Source organism: Nostoc sp. (assembly GCF_036918245.1).
In the GTDB taxonomy this organism is placed as follows: Bacteria; Cyanobacteriota; Cyanobacteriia; order Cyanobacteriales; family Nostocaceae; genus Nostoc.
This window is the reverse complement of record NZ_JBALEF010000017.1, coordinates 185,343-203,317: the sequence shown is the minus strand read 5'-3', so window position 1 is coordinate 203,317 and position 17,975 is coordinate 185,343. Positions and strand designations below refer to the sequence as shown.

Annotated in this window: 5 protein-coding genes; all 5 read left to right on the top strand. The window is 40.1% G+C overall.

What is annotated here, in order from left to right:
• The first annotated feature begins 38 nt into the window (after positions 1-38).
• The 5 genes from V7L12_RS03780 to V7L12_RS03760 all read left to right on the top strand — a co-directional run bounded on the left by V7L12_RS03780 (position 39) and on the right by V7L12_RS03760 (position 17,957).
• Entirely contained in the window at positions 39-1,016 is a 978-nt protein-coding gene (locus tag V7L12_RS03780; RefSeq protein WP_335082255.1) for an iron-siderophore ABC transporter substrate-binding protein, read from the top strand.
• Between the two features lie 901 nt (positions 1,017-1,917).
• Positions 1,918-7,974 carry an SDR family NAD(P)-dependent oxidoreductase gene (locus V7L12_RS03775; protein WP_335082253.1) on the top strand — a complete coding sequence of 2,019 codons (6,057 nt, stop codon included), beginning with the start codon at positions 1,918-1,920 and terminating at the stop codon, positions 7,972-7,974.
• 17 nt (positions 7,975-7,991) lie between these two features.
• On the top strand, positions 7,992-11,222 hold the full coding sequence (locus V7L12_RS03770; protein WP_335082251.1) for a non-ribosomal peptide synthetase: 3,231 nt from the start codon (positions 7,992-7,994) through the stop codon (positions 11,220-11,222).
• Positions 11,223-11,561: 339 nt separating this feature from the next.
• Positions 11,562-13,223 (top strand): pyridoxal-dependent aspartate 1-decarboxylase PanP, encoded by a 1,662-nt coding sequence (gene panP / locus V7L12_RS03765; protein ID WP_335082249.1) that lies wholly within the window; start codon positions 11,562-11,564, stop codon positions 13,221-13,223.
• Between the two features lie 60 nt (positions 13,224-13,283).
• On the top strand, positions 13,284-17,957 hold the full coding sequence (locus tag V7L12_RS03760) for a type I polyketide synthase (RefSeq protein ID WP_335082247.1): 4,674 nt from the start codon (positions 13,284-13,286) through the stop codon (positions 17,955-17,957).
• The last annotated feature ends 18 nt before the right edge of the window (positions 17,958-17,975 follow it).

Here is a 17,975-nt window from a genome sequence, read left to right as displayed (position 1 = left end):
AGATCATTCACTTTTTCTATTGTGTGAAGTAGGCGTTCATGAAAATACCTTTACGTCACCTTACTTATTTATTATTATTGGGAGTTTTGACCTTTACACTCGCTTCGGCTTGTAGTTTAAATATTAAGCACAGTGTTACAAGCTCAAAACAGCCAACAGAAAATTGCCGAAAGGTGCAACATGAGATGGGAGAAACGTGCATTCCTCTCAACCCTCAACGAGTTATAACTTTATGGATAACTATTTTGGGTAATACCCTAGCATTGGATATCAAACCATTTGCATCGACATACATTACAAGTGAACCTCTTCCAGAATATCTTCGAGATCGGGCAGATGGAATTGAATCTGTTGGTGACTTAGGTGAGCCAAATTTAGAAAAAATTTTGCTATTTAAACCCGATCTAATTATGGCTAACTCTCGGTTACAAAATATCTATCAGCAGCTATCTTATATTGCGCCCACTGTCATCATGAAGTTTCCTACTCCACCACCTACTTGGAAACAACAATTTACAGAACTTGTCAAGGTGCTGGATCGGCAAGAGGCTGGCAAGCGGTTGATAAGCAAATATTATCAGAGAATTGAAAAACTTAAGGAGGCTTTGGGTGATCGCCGCCATAAACTTCAAGTATCAGTTGTTGGTATCTATCAGGATAATAAAATAGTACCCTATGGAGAGAGCTATCCTGCTAGTACAGTTATAAAGGATATTGGATTACAACGCCCATCAGGACAAAGGGGAGATTTATACTATACAAACTCTATTTCTGAAGAACAGTTGTCTAATATTGATGCTGATGTTCTCTTCTTTTTAGTTCGGAGACAGAAGGGTGCTAATGAATCTAATGAGTTTTTAGAGAAACTTCAACAAAAACCTTTGTGGCGACAACTCAAGGTAGTTCAAAAAAATCAGGTTTATTTTGTAGATGGGGGAAACTGGGGCGGTTTTGATATTTTAGCAATGAATGCAGTAATCGATGACTTATTTAAATATCTAGTCAACACACCTTGAACTCATGCCTAAACACATCATAATTCGTCTGCAAATCCGTAAGAATTCAGGAGTCAAAAGAGTTAAGAAATCTGAAGAATACTTTGATACAGTAGATTTCAAGTTGGGTGTTGTACACAAGCTAAGTCTCAAAGTAAGGTATAAAGCCTGTTTTCCTTCTGTTAGCGCAGCGGGGCCTAGCCCATTCTGACCGGAGGCGCTCCGTCTCCGGCTCCGCTCCTGAATTCTGAATTCTGCTGTATAACGCACCTTTGCAGCCAAAATGAGAATATGTCTCATCACTTTGAAAAGGATCGTCCTATGTCTAAATTTAACTAGGACTTACGCATTGACAGATAGTCTGAAATAAGGGGTATGCCTTTCAAGGCTTATAGCTAGATTTTTCAACTGCCTTTTTGCCATATCTGCCTAGGCAACAAACAAACGATGGTTTGTAAAAGGCTGAAATGTCGTATTTACGTTACCCAGAAGATTATTCGTTTGTATAGTGCGTAAGTTCGATAAAATAGCTTCTTATAAGTAACACTGATAAATATCGATTTTTTCATATTTAATCACGATGGCTCTTCTGTTGCTAATGCTACTAATTATCGTTAATATAATCTAGGCTAATTAAAAAATAATTGCAATAAAAACGATAAATTAGCTCAAGCTAATCACTAGTAACTCTGCGGAAGCCTTCCGCGAACGCCTAGCGTCTCGAAGAGAAAGAGAAGCTTTCACATATGATTTAGGATGGCAATATCAGATATTTAGCTAATTATTTTAATCAAGTTAAAGTCAAAAATCAACTTTTTATCTGATAAAAATTGTCAAATAAAAAGATAGTCTGGTAAAGATAGACAAAAAACGTCTTCAAAAAATTAAATTTATTGAAGGAAATTAAGGATTAAACGAAATTATGGTTATTTCGACAATGCCTAATTCTATAAATGGTTCAGAAATAGCAATTATCGGCTTAACAGGGCGTTTTCCTGGGTCTAAAAATATTGATGAATTCTGGAGAAATATTCAAAATGGAGTAGAATCAATATCTTTTTTCAGTGATGAAGAATTATTGTCATCAGGTATAAGTTCATCTATATTAAATGACCCTAACTATGTAAAAGCACACGCTACATTAGAAGACGCAGAATTATTTGATGCTTCATTCTTTGGCTTTAATCCCAGAGAAGCAGAAATTACCGATCCGCAACACCGACTTTTCTTAGAGTCTGCGTGGTCAGCGTTGGAAAGTGCTGGATACGATTCACAAACTTATAAAGGCGTTGTTGGTGTTTACGCTGGCTCTAGTCTGAGCAGCTACTTACTTAATATTTATCTAAATCAAAATATCATAAATTCTATTGATCCTCAACAACTCACAATAGCAGCTAATAAAGACTATTTAACCACGCGTGTTTCTTACAAACTCAACTTAGAAGGTCCCAGTTATGCTGTTCAAACTGCCTGCTCAACTTCATTAGTTGCTATCCATTTGGCAAGCCAAAGCTTACTCAATGGTGAATGTGATATGGCATTGGCTGGTGGAGTCGCCGTCAGTGCAACCAGAAAAACTGGATATATGTATACAGAAGGGGGAATAGCGTCTCCTGACGGACATTGCCGTACTTTTGATGTTAGAGCAAAAGGATCTGTGGGGGGTGAGGGTGTAGGCATTGTGGTGTTGAAACGATTAGAAGATGCTCTTAGCGATCGCGATCGCATTCATGCTGTAATCAAAGGATCAGCGATCAATAACGATGGTTCACTCAAGGTCAGCTACACAGCACCCCGCATCGATACCCAAGCAAAAGTAATTAGAACAGCCCAAGTAGTAGCCGAAGTAGAACCGGAGACTATTACTTACATTGAGGCTCACGGTACTGGAACAGTCTTAGGAGATCCCATTGAAATTGCTGCCCTGACACAAGCTTTTCGCTCCAGTACCCAGAAGAAAGGATTCTGTGCCATTGGTTCCGTCAAAACCAATATTGGGCATTTGGACACTGCGGCTGGTGTAACGGGATTAATCAAAACTGTCTTAGCCCTCAAGCACAAACAAATACCACCCAGCTTACACTTTACTTCGCCTAATCCAGAAATTGACTTTGCTAACAGTCCTTTCTACGTCAATACCACACTTTCGGAATGGGACACGAATGGCACTCCTCGACGTGCAGGAGTTAGTTCCTTTGGAATTGGAGGAACCAATGCCCATCTGATTCTTGAAGAAGCCCCAGTTGTCGAAGCTTCTAGTTCTTCTCGTCCTTGGCAGTTGTTGATGCTATCTGCCAAAACCGATTCAGCACTGGAAACGGCTACCACAAATCTAGCTAATTACTTCCAAGAACATCCCGATTCAAACCTTGCCGATGTGGCTTACACATTGCAGGTTGGACGGAGAAATTTTGACTATCGGCGTGCAGTTGTCTGTCGGGATATTCAAGATGCTATCAACGCACTCCAAGAGCCAAAGCGAGTTCTCACCAGTACTCAAAAAACTCAGCAACGCCCTGTTGCCTTCATGTTTTCTGGACTAGGAACTCACTACGTTGATATGGCTCTTGAACTTTACCAAACTGAGCCAACATTTCGTGCCTGTATTGACCAATGTTGCGAACTCCTCAAACCCCACCTTGGTAATGATTTGCGAGATGTTCTATATCCTAATAGAAACAGTGAGAATGGAAATAAACCCAGCACTCTCTCTGTTGGGCTAGATTTGCGAAAAATGTTAGGTCGTGGAACGGAACAGGCAGATGTCGCAACTCAAAAGCTGAATCAAACTTTTCTCACGCAACCAGCTATCTTCGTCATTGAATACGCTTTAGCTCAATTGTGGATATCGTGGGGGATTCGTCCGACGGCAATGATTGGCTACAGCATCGGTGAATATGTCGCAGCATGTCTGGCCGAGGTTTTGTCTTTGGAAGATGCTTTAATTTTGGTAGCTAAAAGAGCGCAAATGATTCAAGAGTTGCCTGAAGGGGCAATGTTGGCAATTGGGCTTTCCGAGGAGGAAATACAGCCTTTCCTGAATGAGAAGATTTCTCTGTCTGCAATCAACGGCTCATCGTTGTGTGTGATTGCAGGTGCTACAGATGCTATCAAAGAAGTAGAACGACAATTGAGTGAAAGAGGTTTAGTTGGTAAGCGTTTACAGAGTTCTCATGCTTTTCATTCTGTGATGATGGAGGCGATCACACCGACTTTTCACAATTTAGTTCAAACATTCAGCCTCAAACCCCCGAAAATTCCCTATTTATCCAACGTCACAGGTACTTGGATTACAGCTGAACAAGCAACAGATCCCAGTTATTGGGTGAAGCATCTGTGCCAAGCAGTACGCTTTGCTTCGGGGGTGCAAGAATTGTGGAAAAAAGATCATCCCATTTTATTGGAGGTTGGCCCTGGTCAGGCATTGAGTAGTTTCGCACTGCAATGTCTAGAAAGTGATGATAGAGCCAAATCTGTGATGTTGCCCTCTCTGCGGCATTCCTATGAGCAACAGTCAGATGTCGCCTTTTCAATGAATACATTAGGTCGCCTTTGGCTGGCAGGGGTAAAGGTAGATTGGTCTGGTTTTTATGCTGATGAACAACGCGATCGCCTTCCCTTACCGACATATCCTTTTGAACGTCAGCGTTACTGGATTGATGCTAATCCTGAAGCTAATTTGGCAATGCGATCACCGCAAGCATTACAGAAAAAACCTAATATTGCCGACTGGTTTTACATTCCTTCCTGGAAACGTTCTCCACATATAGTAGCGAAATCAGCACAAAAATTAAATTATTTAGTCTTTATTGATACTGCTGGAGTAGGTTTACAAGTTGTCAAACAGTTGGAATTAGAAGGGCATGATGTGATTAGTGTGACTGTTGGAGAGCAGTTTACACAACTAGGCGATCGCTCTTACGCAATTAATCCCCAAGCAAGTAGTGACTATGATGCCTTGCTGAAAGAACTTGATTCATTGGATTTAAACCCTAATGCCATCAGCCATTTTTGGAGTCTCATCCCCAACGTACAGGGAGAATTACCTCATCAGTTCTTTGAGGAATGTCAAAATAATGGTTTTTATAGTCTACTTTTCCTAGCACAAGCGTTGGGAAGACAAGAAGTTACCGATACTATCCAAATTCTAGTTGTTACCAACAATGTGCAAGAGGTAAACGGTGACGAAAAGTTATGCCCGGAAAAGGCGACTGTCATGGGAATCTGTAAGGTGATTCCCCAAGAGTATCCCAATATCACCTGTCGTAACATTGATGTAGTCATTCCTGAATCAGAGACACCCCAAGAAAATCAACTGATAGATCAACTCTTAGCAGAACTCACCCACAAGGCATCTGAGAACATGATTGCCTACCGTGGAAAGCACCGATGGGTGCAAATTTTTGAACCAATACAACTTGAGGAGCCAGATCAAGGAACAATTTCCATCAGGGAAGGGGGAGTGTACTTAATCCTTGGTGGTCTGGGAGATGTTGGCTTGGTACTGGCAGAATATCTAGCCCAAACAGTGCGTGCCAAGCTAATTCTCACAGGGCGTTCCGGTCTGCCCGCAAAACAAGATTGGTCTCAATGGTTGGCAACTCATGATGAGAACGATCGCATCAGTCGCAAAATCCAGAAAGTGCAAGCATTAGAAGCCTTGGGTGCGGAAGTTTTGATTTGCCGTGCTGATGTTGCTAATCTCGAACAAATGCAAGCAGCGATGACTGAAGCTTCAGAGCGCTTTGGTCAGGTTCACGGTATAATCCATGCAGCAGGGATAAAGTTGTTTAGCACTGTTCAACAGATAAGTAAAACTGAGTGTGAAAGTCAATTAAGCTCAACAGGCTATGGATTATTTATATTAGAAAATATCCTACAAGGAAAAGAACTAGATTTCTGCGTAATCATATCCTCATTAGCATCTGTTTTGGGTGTAATGGGCATACCTGCTTATCCAGCAGCGCACCTATTCACTGATGCTTTTGTACATAAACATAACCAAACAAGCCTTATCCCCTGGCAGAGTATCAATTATGGCGATTGGATTACTCAAGAATCCTCAGAATCAGTAACCTTACTCAAAGGTGCCGATTCGATGATGACAAGGCAAGAAGGTCTAGAGGTTTTTAAACGTGCCTTATCTGTGACTAAATTTGGTCAGGTAGTTACATCAACAGTAGATCTACAAACTAGTATCAAAAGATGGATTAAACTTGAATTTAGTCAAGGTTCTAAAGTTGCACAAAAAGCCAGTTCCGCTTCACTTTACTTAAGACCTAATTTAGATAATGACTATGTTGCTCCTAGAAATGAGGTAGAGCAAACCATTGCCAATATCTGGCAAGAACTCTTGGGAATTGAGCAAGTAGGTATTCACGATAACTTTTTTGAGTTAGGGGGAGATTCTGTACTTGGCATTCAAGTTAGCGCCAGAGCTGCGAAAGCAGGTTATCGGCTTGCCCCTCAGCAATTGTTTGAGCATCAGACAATCACCGAACTGGCAGAGGTGGTAAGTACAAAACAAGTAGTCCAGGCTGAACAAGGCTTAGTAACTGGTTCGCTTCCTCTGACGCCTATCCAGCACTGGTTCTTTGAACAGAATTTATCAGAACCACATCACTGGAACATGGCATTTTTTGTAGAGGTAATGCAAATTATTGATCCAGGTTTGTTTGAACAAGCATGGCAGCATTTATTCATACACCACGATGCACTTCGCCTGCGGTTTATCCCCTCTGAGTCTGGCTGGCAGCAGGTGAACACTGACTTGGAAAAACAGGTGAATCTTACACATACAGATTTATCAGCGTTTTCGCCTGATGTTCAAAAATCTTTGATGGAAGCAACCGCCACCGAACTACAAGCTAGTTTGAACCTGTCAGAGGGGCCAATTGTGCAGGGTGTGCTTTTTGATCTGGGTGTCAACAAGTCAAGCCGCTTGCTAATCATCATCCACCACTTGGCAGTGGATTTCGGCTCTTGGCGAATCTTACTAGAGGATCTTGAGACTGCTTATCACCAGCTTAGCCAGGGTAAAGCAATTCAACTGCCGCAGAAAACAACCTCTTTCAAACAGTGGTCTGAACGACTAAAGGAATACGCTCAATCCGCAGAGTTGCAAAAAAGGCTAAATTCCTGCCTCAGCGAACGTCACAAGCAGGTTTCTCGCTTACCGATAGATTATCCTGGAGGCATTAATACTGTAGCATCAGGTGAAAGTGTCTCAGTAGCGTTAAGCGAAACAGAAACTCAGGCATTACTTCAGGAGGTTCTAGCAGTCTATCGAACTAATACACAAGAAGTTCTACTGACCGCTCTTGTACAAGCTTTTACAGAATGGACAGGCATAAAATGTCTACTGTTTAATACCGAAGAAGATGCGCGGGACGCAAGTACTACTATAGATAATGTGGATATATCACGAACAGTAGGTTGGCTGACTACTCTTTATCCTGTACTTTTGGATTTAGAGAGGGCTGAGAATCCAGGGGAGGCATTGAAAGCCGTAAAAGAGCAGTTTCGTTGCATTTCTAGTAGAACCATTGATCATGGAGCGCTACGCTACCTAAGTGAGGATAAAAAGCTGACAGAGAAAATGCGATCGCTTCCTCAAGCAGAGGTATTTTTTCTCTACCTTGGTCAATTTGGTAAAAGCTTTGATCAATCTTCTATGCTCAGACCGACTGAAGAATCCACTGGATCAATGTACAGTCCAAAAGGAACTAGTTCTTATTTGCTAGGCTTGACTGCATGGGTTAATGAAGAAGGTCAGTTGAGACTGGAATTTGGCTATAGTACGAATGTGCATCGACGCGAGACTATAGAGAAACTATCTCATAGTTTTGTAGAAGCGCTCAAATGTCTCATCACCCATTCTTGCTCCTTAGAAGCAGTAGAGTATACCCCTTCAGACTTTTCGGCAGCAAACATCAATCAAGAAAATTTGAGTAAGTTGCTAGCTCAGATTGGTCAGTGATATAGGAGAAATTTTCCATGAACCAAAAGAATATTGAAGATATATACGAACTTTCACCCTTACAGCAGGGGTTGCTTTTTCACACACTGGTTACACCTAATTCGGGGGTCTACTTTGAGCAGTTTTGCAACGCTTTGCAAACTCAAGTTGATGTTCCAGCTTTCCACAAAGCATGGCAGCGAGTTTTAGATCGGCATCCGATTTTGCGTACTTCCTTCTACTGGGAAAATCTTGATAAGCCATATCAAGTGGTATATCGACAAATAGACTTGCCTTGGGATTTTCAAGACTGGCGCGAACTTTCTTTGCAGGAACAAGAAAAGCAGTTAGAAGTTTTTTTAGCAGCGGATCGCAAACGAGGCTTTACACTTTCCCAGGTTCCACTCATGCGTCTGGCATTAATTCAGGTGGCTGATAACGCTTATCAATTTGTCTTCAGCTATCACCATATATTGATGGAAGGGTGGTCTTTAACATGGCTATGGAAAGAATTCTATGAATTCTATAATGCCTTTTGCAAAGGTCAGGATTTACATCTAGAAAGCCCTCGTCCTTTTAGAGAATACATTTCTTGGTTACAACAGCAAGATATATCAAAGGCTGAAATTTACTGGCGCGAGACGCTTAAAGGATTTACAGTACCGACACCATTAATGATGGACAAAGCTGCCGATACTTTCTCTAGCGAAAACGAAGACCATGATTGTCAACAAACCCTACTCTCAATAACAACAACAGATGCCTTGAATTCCCTGACACGAAAGTATCATCTTACCCTAAACATCCTACTCAAGGGAGCCTGGGCTATACTTTTAAGCCGCTATAGCGGTGAGTCAGATATAGTTTTTGGAGCTACATCTTCAGGCAGACCTACTGAATTGGCAGAAGCAGAGTCCATGATGGGACTTTTCGCCAACACATTGCCGCTACGAGTACAAGTAGATAGTAATGCTTTCCTTATACCTTGGTTGAAAAAGCTGCAAGTTCAAGAAGTGGAAATGCGTCAGTATGAGTATAGTCCACTGTTACATATTCAACAGTGGAGTCAAATTCCTCATGGTTTGCCACTATTTGAAAGCATTTTAAGTTTTAATAATTACTTAGTAGATAGTACTGGAGAAAAGCTAGCTGAAAGTCTGGCACTTGGTGAAGCTCGGATATTTGAAAAGACGAATTATCCTCTTACCCTACAAGTATATCCAGGTTCAAATTTATTACTGTCGATTGGGTATGATACCCGTCGTTTTGATAGCGCGACGATTAACAGAATATTAGGACATTTAAAAACTTTACTGGAAGGTATAGTTGCTAATCCCGAACAGCAACTTCGAGACTTGTCGCTACTGACTGCACAAGAAAAATATCAATTGCTGTTGGAGTGGAATGATACAGAAGTTAAGTATCCTCAAGAACAGTGCATCCATGAATTGTTTGAAGCGCAAGTAGAACGCATACCTGATGCAGTAGCAGTGGTATTTGAATCGGAGCAATTAACCTACTGTGAACTAAACACAAAAGCTAACCAATTGGCGCATTACCTGCGTTCATTGGGAGTAAAACCAGAGGTATTGGTGGGGATTTGTGTAGAGCGATCGCTCGATATGATCATCGGACTATTAGCTATCCTCAAAGCTGGTGGTGCATACATACCACTAGATCCAGCATATCCCAAACAACGATTAGCTTTCATCCTAGAAGACGCTCAAGTGCCATTATTGCTGACTCAAGCCTCGCTCTTGTCAGCAATGCCCCAACACAAAGCTCAAGTCATTTGCTTGGATACTGATTGGCATCTGATAGCCCAACAAAGCCAGGAAAATTTCTTCTCTGAAGTAACTACCGACAACCTAGCTTATGTAATCTATACCTCTGGTTCAACAGGCAGACCAAAAGGTGTAATGATTAAACACGCTAGCACAGTTGCAATGTTAGATTGGGCAAACAAAACATTTGCGATTGAAGCTTTGCAAGGAGTTTTAGCATCAACCTCAATTTGCTTTGACCTTTCGGTGTTCGAGGTATTTGTTCCTCTATGTTGCGGTGGTAAGGTCATTTTAATTGAGAACGCACTATATTTACCAACTTTGCCAACAGCCCAAAATGTAACCTTAATAAATACTGTTCCAAGTATAATTTCACAGTTATTAATAACTGATAGCATTCCTGCTTCAGTACAGACGATCAATGTCGCAGGTGAACCACTTCATAATCAACTCGTACAACAACTTTATCAGCAGGATAATATACAACAGGTATTCAACCTATATGGCCCATCTGAAGATACAACTTATTCAACATCTGCCTGGATATCCAAAAATACTAACAACATTCCACCTATTGGTCGCCCGATTCACAACACTCAGATTTATTTGTTAGATAAAAATTTACAACCTGTTCCTGTAGGTGTACCTGGGATGTTGTATATTAGCGGTGCAGGTTTATCCCGTGGTTATTTCAATCAACCTCAACTTACTGCTGATAAGTTTATTCCCAATCCTTACACTAACCTACCAGGAGAACGGTTGTATAAAACTGGGGATTTAGCCCGCTATTTACCAAGTGGAGAGATAGAGTACATTGGCCGCATTGACTATCAAGTAAAAATACGCGGTTTCCGAATTGAACTCTTAGAAATTGAAGCACTCATCATTCAACATCCTGAAGTCCGAGAAGCTGTAGTTACGGTTCATTCTTCGGAAGCAGATTCTCAACAAATAGTCGCCTATGTAGTCCCGAACTCAGAGCAAACACTAAGGATTTCTGAACTGCGCGATTTTTTAGAGTCAAAGTTGCCAAACTATATGATGCCATCAGCTTTTGTCATGTTAGAGGCACTACCACTAACGCCTAATGGTAAGGTCGATCGCAAAGCTTTACCAGCACCTGATACACTACGTCCAGAATTGGAAGTACTCTATCAGCCACCCCAAACTGAGGTAGAAAAAACTATTGCCAATATTTGGCAAGAAGTACTGAATGTTGAGGACATAGGAATTCATGATAATTTCTTTGAACTGGGTGGTCATTCACTGCTTTTAGTTCAGGTTCATAGTAAATTGCAAAAAATATTTGAGAGGGATTTCCTATTGGTTGAAATGTTTCAATATCCAACCGTAAACCACCTAGCTAGATATGTTAGTCAGGAATCAACAGAAGAAACATCTTTTATAAAGCACTCTGAAAATAGAACAGCTTCAGTACAACGTCGAAAACAAGCCAGAAAAGAACACCGAGCAGCGACCAAGTAAAGGATAATTTCGCCTCAATCAGGTGAATAAAATATAGAAACTTCACGTGAGTTCGACAGACCTCTTCTTCTCAGCCTACCTCTCTAAAACGGAAAGTAAGGAAAAATCTCAAAATCAGATTTTTCAACCTCTCTCCTATAAAAGGATAGATTTCGAGAGCGATCAAAACAGTACTCATTGAACTCACAAAAACTTAAAGTTTCATCTAGACTTGTGATGACATTAAATGTCATTGTTTTACTCGCTAATCAAAATAAAATGTGATTAATCTCACTGAAAAATTTATTTACTAAGAGTATTAACAATGCCGGATAAAAAATACCTCTTTAAGGAGACAAAATGACATTAAGTGAAAAAGAAATATTATTCAAAAGTAACTTTTCTCAACCTGAGCAAATATTGCATTCTGAAATTGGTGAGTATGTAACACAAATGTTTGCACATACTCCAGATAAATGGAATGAAACACAGATAGATGAAATAGTTAATGATTTTTCTCAGGAATTTTTAAGTACAAAAAATACAAATACTAATGTTGATCTTGACTTGATAATAAGCAATTTTGGTGATAGCAAAATACCGACAACACCTACTGATTTTGAAAGCTATTTTCAATCATTAAATGAAAATGTTATCGCTCATTCAATACACACATCCTCACCACAATTTATCGGTCACATGACCTCGGCACTTCCTTCTTTTGTACGCCCTTTAGCCAAACTGATGACAGCAATGAATCAAAATGCTGTCAAAATAGAGACTGCTAAAGCCTTGAGCTTCTGCGAACGTGAAGCTTTAGCAATGATGCATCGGCAAATTTATAATTTCTCCGATAATTTCTACACCCAGCATATTCAAAACAATCAGAGTACATTAGGAATTTTGCTTTCTGGTGGTACAACAGCCAATATCACAGCCCTTTGGTGTGCGCGAAATAAATCTTTAGGAGCAAAAAATGAGTTTTTAGGCATAGAAAAAGAAGGTTTAACCGCAGCCCTAAATTTTTACGGCTACAAAGGAGCAGTTGTAATTGGCTCTGAATTAATGCATTTCTCTTTTGATAAAGCTGCGGATTTAATGGGCATTAGTACTCAAAATTTGATTAGAGTGGCCGTTGATTCTAATAATCGAGTCAATATCCGAGCATTACGCCAAGCCGTTGCAGATTGTCGCCAGAAAAACTTACATATTATAGCTATTGTTGGTATTGCTGGAACTACAGATTCTGGTAGTGTCGATCCGCTAAAAGATATTGCGGAGATAGCCCAAGAAAATAATGTACATTTTCATGTAGATGCAGCTTGGGGGGGTCCAGTTATCTTTTCTCGAAAACATCAACAAAAGCTTGCTGGTATTAAAAAAGCTGATTCAGTGACCATTGATGGACATAAACAATTGTATTTACCAATGGGTATTGGTATGGTATTTTTCCGCGACCCTTATTTAGCTTCTTCAATCGAAAAACATGCTAGCTATACTATGCGTAAAGGATCGTTTGATTTAGGTAAACGTGCTTTAGAAGGTTCTCGACCGGGCATGGCTTTATTTTTACACGCTGCTTTAAAGCTAATTGGGCTTAAGGGATATGAGTTTTTGATTGATGAAGGAATTCGGAAAACTCAATACATGGCTGCTCGAATTTCGGTGATGCCCGAATTTGAATTGTTGGCAGATCCTGATACTAATCTATTAATTTATCGCTATGTTCCAGAACAATTTAGAGCAGTCATTGTGAAAAAACAGTTAACAGAAACAGATAATCAAATTATCAATAATTTTAACGAATATTTACAAAAGATGCAGCGTCATATTGGTCGCACTTTTATTTCACGAACGACAAAAACAACTATCGGCTTGGATAAAGAATTTCCTGTAATTGCCATGCGTGCGGTCATTGCCAATCCGTTAACTACTGAAGAAGATATTGACGCAGTTTTAAATGACCAGATTCAGATTGCTTCTGAAATTTCAATTTCACATTTCTCAAAAATGAATAATTAACTAAGTTTTCTTGAGTGCTTTGAAGTTAGACAAAAAATATTGATCATCAGGGTTTGACTTATGGATATAGCAAATAATTTTATTCATAGTTTAAATGATAAAGACGAAATCGCTATTATTGGTATGGCAGGTCGTTTTCCTGGAGCAAATAAAGTTGATAGCTTTTGGCAAAACCTGCGGGATGGTGTAGAGTCAATTTCTTTTTTCACAGACGAGGAATTAATATCTGCTGGGGTAGATTCAGCATCGCTGAATGATCCCAATTATGTGAAAGCAAGCGGTGTATTAGAAGATATAGAGTTATTCGATGCTTCCTTTTTTGGCTTTTCTCCCAGAGAAGCTGAAATTACAGACCCACAACACCGCCTTTTTATGGAATGTGTTTGGTCATCTCTAGAAAATGCTGGTTATAACTCTGAAACTTATAGTGGTCAAATTGGTCTTTTCGCTGGTGTAGCAGCAAGTTACTATCTGCTTTCAAACTTATATCCCAACCGAGAGTTGATGGAATCAGTAGACAGCTTCCAAACTTTGATTGGAAACGATAAAGATTTCCTGCCCACGCAAGTTTCTTACAAGTTAAATCTAAAAGGACCAAGTATCAATGTACAGACTGCCTGCTCCACATCATTAGTGACTGTCCATTTAGCCTGCCAAAGTTTAATGAATGGCGAAAGTGACATCGCTTTAGCTGGTGGTGTTTCTATTGCAGTGCCACAAAAAACTGGCTACCACTATCAACAAGCAGGAATTCTTTCTCCTGATGGTCATTGTCGAGCTTTTGAAGCTCAAGCAAAAGGAACTAATGGTGGCAATGGTTTAGGTGTAGTAGTCTTGAAAAGATTAGAGGATGCTATTGCTGATGGTGACTTTATTCATGCAGTAATCAAGGGTTCTGCTGTTAATAACGATGGTTCTTTAAAGGTTGGATATACAGCTCCTAGTGTTGATGGTCAAAGGCAGGTAATTTTAGAAGCGCTTGCCCTAGCTGGAGTTGAACCTGAGACTGTTACTTATGTAGAAACGCACGGAACAGGAACCATCTTAGGAGACCCGATTGAAATTAAAGCTCTTACACAAGCTTTTCGTGCTAGCACAAATAAAAAAGGCTTTTGTGCTATCGGTTCAGTAAAAACTAATATTGGGCATCTGAATACAGCAGCGGGTGTGGCAGGATTAATTAAAACTATACAAGCATTAAAACATAAACAAATACCCCCTAGTTTGCACTTTCAGGAGCCAAATCCACAAATAGATTTCGCTAATAGCCCCTTCTACGTCAACACCAATTTATCAGAGTGGAAAACCGACGGTACACCACGCCGAGCAGGTGTAAGTTCTTTTGGCATCGGTGGGACTAATGCCCATGTTATTTTGCAAGAAGCTCCAGTGATTGAAGCTTCGAGTCCCTCGCGTCCTTGGCAATTGTTACTGCTTTCAGGCAAAACCAGCACGGCTTTAGACACTGCGACAGCACAACTGCGTGATTATTTAGAGCAAAACCCCGATATTCCCCTACCAGATGTCTCTTACACCCTACAAGTAGGTCGTCAAGCTTTTGACTATCGCCGCATGGTAGTTTGCCAGGACCTAGATGATACCGTGAAATCGCTTAACAGCAAAGACCCACAACGCATTTTTAGTCACCACTATGAGCCAGGTCATTGTCCAGTCATCTTTATGTTTTCGGGACAAGGGGCGCAGTATGTAAATATGGCTAAGGAACTGTACAAAGTCGAACGTACATTTGCGAAACACGTAGATACGTGCGCTCTGGTTTTGCAACCCCACCTCGGTCTTGATATCCGCTCCCTACTTTATCCCAAGGAACAAGACACTGAAACTGCTTCAAAGCAACTACAACAAACAGCCCTCACCCAAAGCGCGTTATTTGTTACAGAGTACGCCCTGGCTCAGTTATTAATGTCATGGGGAGTGCTACCAGAAGCGATGATCGGTCACAGCATCGGGGAATATGTCGCCGCGACTGTTGCAGGTGTATTTTCCCTAGAAGATGCTCTATTCATTGTGGCAAAAAGGGGAGAGTTAATGCAACAAGTACCCAGAGGAAGTATGCTGGCAATTAGGCTTTCAGAAAAAAATGTGCGATCGCTACTCTCTGCACAGACGTTGTATAAAAATTCTCTACAAATCGCAGCTGTTAACAGCCCATCTTCCTGTGTTGTTTCTGGAACAAACGAGGCAGTTGCTACACTAAAAAATCAATTATCCTCTCAACAAGTTGAATGTCAACTGTTGCATACATCCCATGCGTTCCATTCCCAAATGATGGAACCAATACTAGAAGCATTTATTCAATCCATCAAAAAAGTCAAACTAAACCCACCACGTATACGCTTTATTTCCAATGTAACTGGTACTTGGATTACTGAAGAACAAGCCACAAATCCCGATTATTGGTGTCAACATTTACGAGGAACAGTGAGGTTTTCAGATGGGATATCGCACCTGTTAAAGCAGTTTGAAGGTGTTTTTCTAGAGGTGGGACCAGGACGAACATTAAGCACATTAACAACACAGCATTTAGATAAAAAAACCAAACAACAAGTACTAACTTCATTAAGTCATGTTCAAGAGCAACAATCGGATGTTAGCTTTTTATTACAGACATTAGGTCGGTTGTGGCTGGCTGGTGTAGAAATAGATTGGTCAGGATTTTATACCCACGAGCAGCGTCATCGTTTGCCTTTGCCGACTTATCCTTTTGAACGACAAAGGTACTGGATTGAAGCTAACAAGCAAGGACAAGATGGCGAGTGCACACCAGTATCACTGGCTAAAAAGCCTGATATAGCCGACTGGTTTTATATTCCTTTTTGGAAGCCTTCTTTACCCCCAGTACAACTAAAACATCAAGAATTAGTCACTCCAAAATCTAGCGCTTTGGTATTTCTTGATGAGTGTGGCGTGGGTATCAAATTGGCAAAAGAACTAGGAAAACACAACCAGGATGTTATTACCGTAAAACTTGGTGAGAAATTTACGAGATTAGGTAAGTCTCAATATACGATTAATCCTCAAAATCATCATGATTATGATATCCTCATCCAGGAAATTATCAGCCAAAACCAGTTACCCAAAACGATGGTTCATTTCTGGAGTGTTACACCTAGTAGTGAAGAAGAATTAGAAATTGAACAAGTTGAACAAGCTCAAATAAGAGGATTTTATAGTCTTCTATTTCTTGCCCAAGCTTTGGGAAGACAAGAAACTACTGATAATTTTAACATCACAGTTATTTCTAACAACCTCCAGTCAGTAACGGGAACTGAAGTACTTTCTGCAGAGAAAGCAACTTTACTCGGAACAGTTAAAGTTATTTCTCAAGAATATTCAAATATTAATTGTCGTAGTATTGATGTTATCCTTCCCCCCAACGATAGTTGGCAAGAAGAAAAACTTCTAGAAAAAATACTGGCGGAACTGACTGTTGATGATTCCCAAAAGTTAATTGCTTACCGAGGTTTGAATCGCTGGGTGCAGAGTTTTGAGCCTGTGCGTTTTGATCAAGCTAAAATCGAAAAGCCTCAATTACGAGAAAAAGGAGTTTATTTAATTACAGGTGGACTCGGAGGTATTGGACTTGTTTTGGCAGAATACTTGGCTCGAACTGTACAAGCAAAACTACTGTTAGTAGGACGTTCTGCTTTGCCAAAAAAAAATGAGTGGGAAAAATGGCTCACTACTCATGATGAGGCTGATAGTACTAGCTGCAAAATTCGCAAAGTTGAAGAACTCGAACAGTTGGGTGCAGAAGTTTTGGTAATTAGTGCTGATGTCAGCAATACAGAACAAATGCGGAGTGCTGTTTCTCAAGCTCAACAGCAATTTGGTCAATTAAACGGTGTCATTCATGCTGCGGGAGTTCCTGGAGGCGGTGTGATTCAGCGAAAAACTCAACAAGAAGCAGAAAGTATTCTCGCTCCCAAGGTCAAGGGAACACTAGTTATTGATGCAATTGTCAAAGATATTCAGTTAGATTTCTTTGTGTTGGCATCATCAATGAATTCAATCTTAGGAGGATTTGGACAGGTAGATTATTGTGGTGCAAATGCTTTTCTTGATGCTTTTGCTCACTCTAATGCCTCAAAAAAAGGTAGATTTACTACAAGTATCAATTGGGATACTTGGCAAGAAGTTGGCATGGCGGTAAACACACAATTGCCTCAACAACTTCAAGAATTGCGAACAGAAAATCTTCAAAAAGGTATATTACCGAATGAAGGTGTCGATGCTTTTCTACGTATTTTAGGAAGTAGAATGCCTCAAGTTGTAGTATCTACTTCTGACTTATTGCATTCTCTAAAACAGCATAATTCTTACAAGGAAACACAAGTTATAGATTTTTTAGAAACTGCCAATTTATTCAAGTCAAAATATCCTCGACCAGAATTAAGTAATGATTATGTTGCTCCTCGAAATCAAATTGAACAAAAGCTTGCCGATATCTGGCAACCAATCCTGGGAATTGAAAAGATAGGAATACATGATAATTTTTTTGAAATTGGTGGTGATTCCCTTATCGGTATTCAACTTATTGCAACCTTCAATAAGGTATTTAATCTAAACATTTCTATTGCCAAACTTTATGAATGCCCAAATATAGGCTCTATGGCAAAAATTTTAACTCCTGAGAAATCTCCGGAAAATATTTTTGAACAAAGGTTAAGCCGAGGAGAAAGAAGAAGGCAGAAGAAAATACAGAATAGCTAAAAAATAAAGTTAATTCAT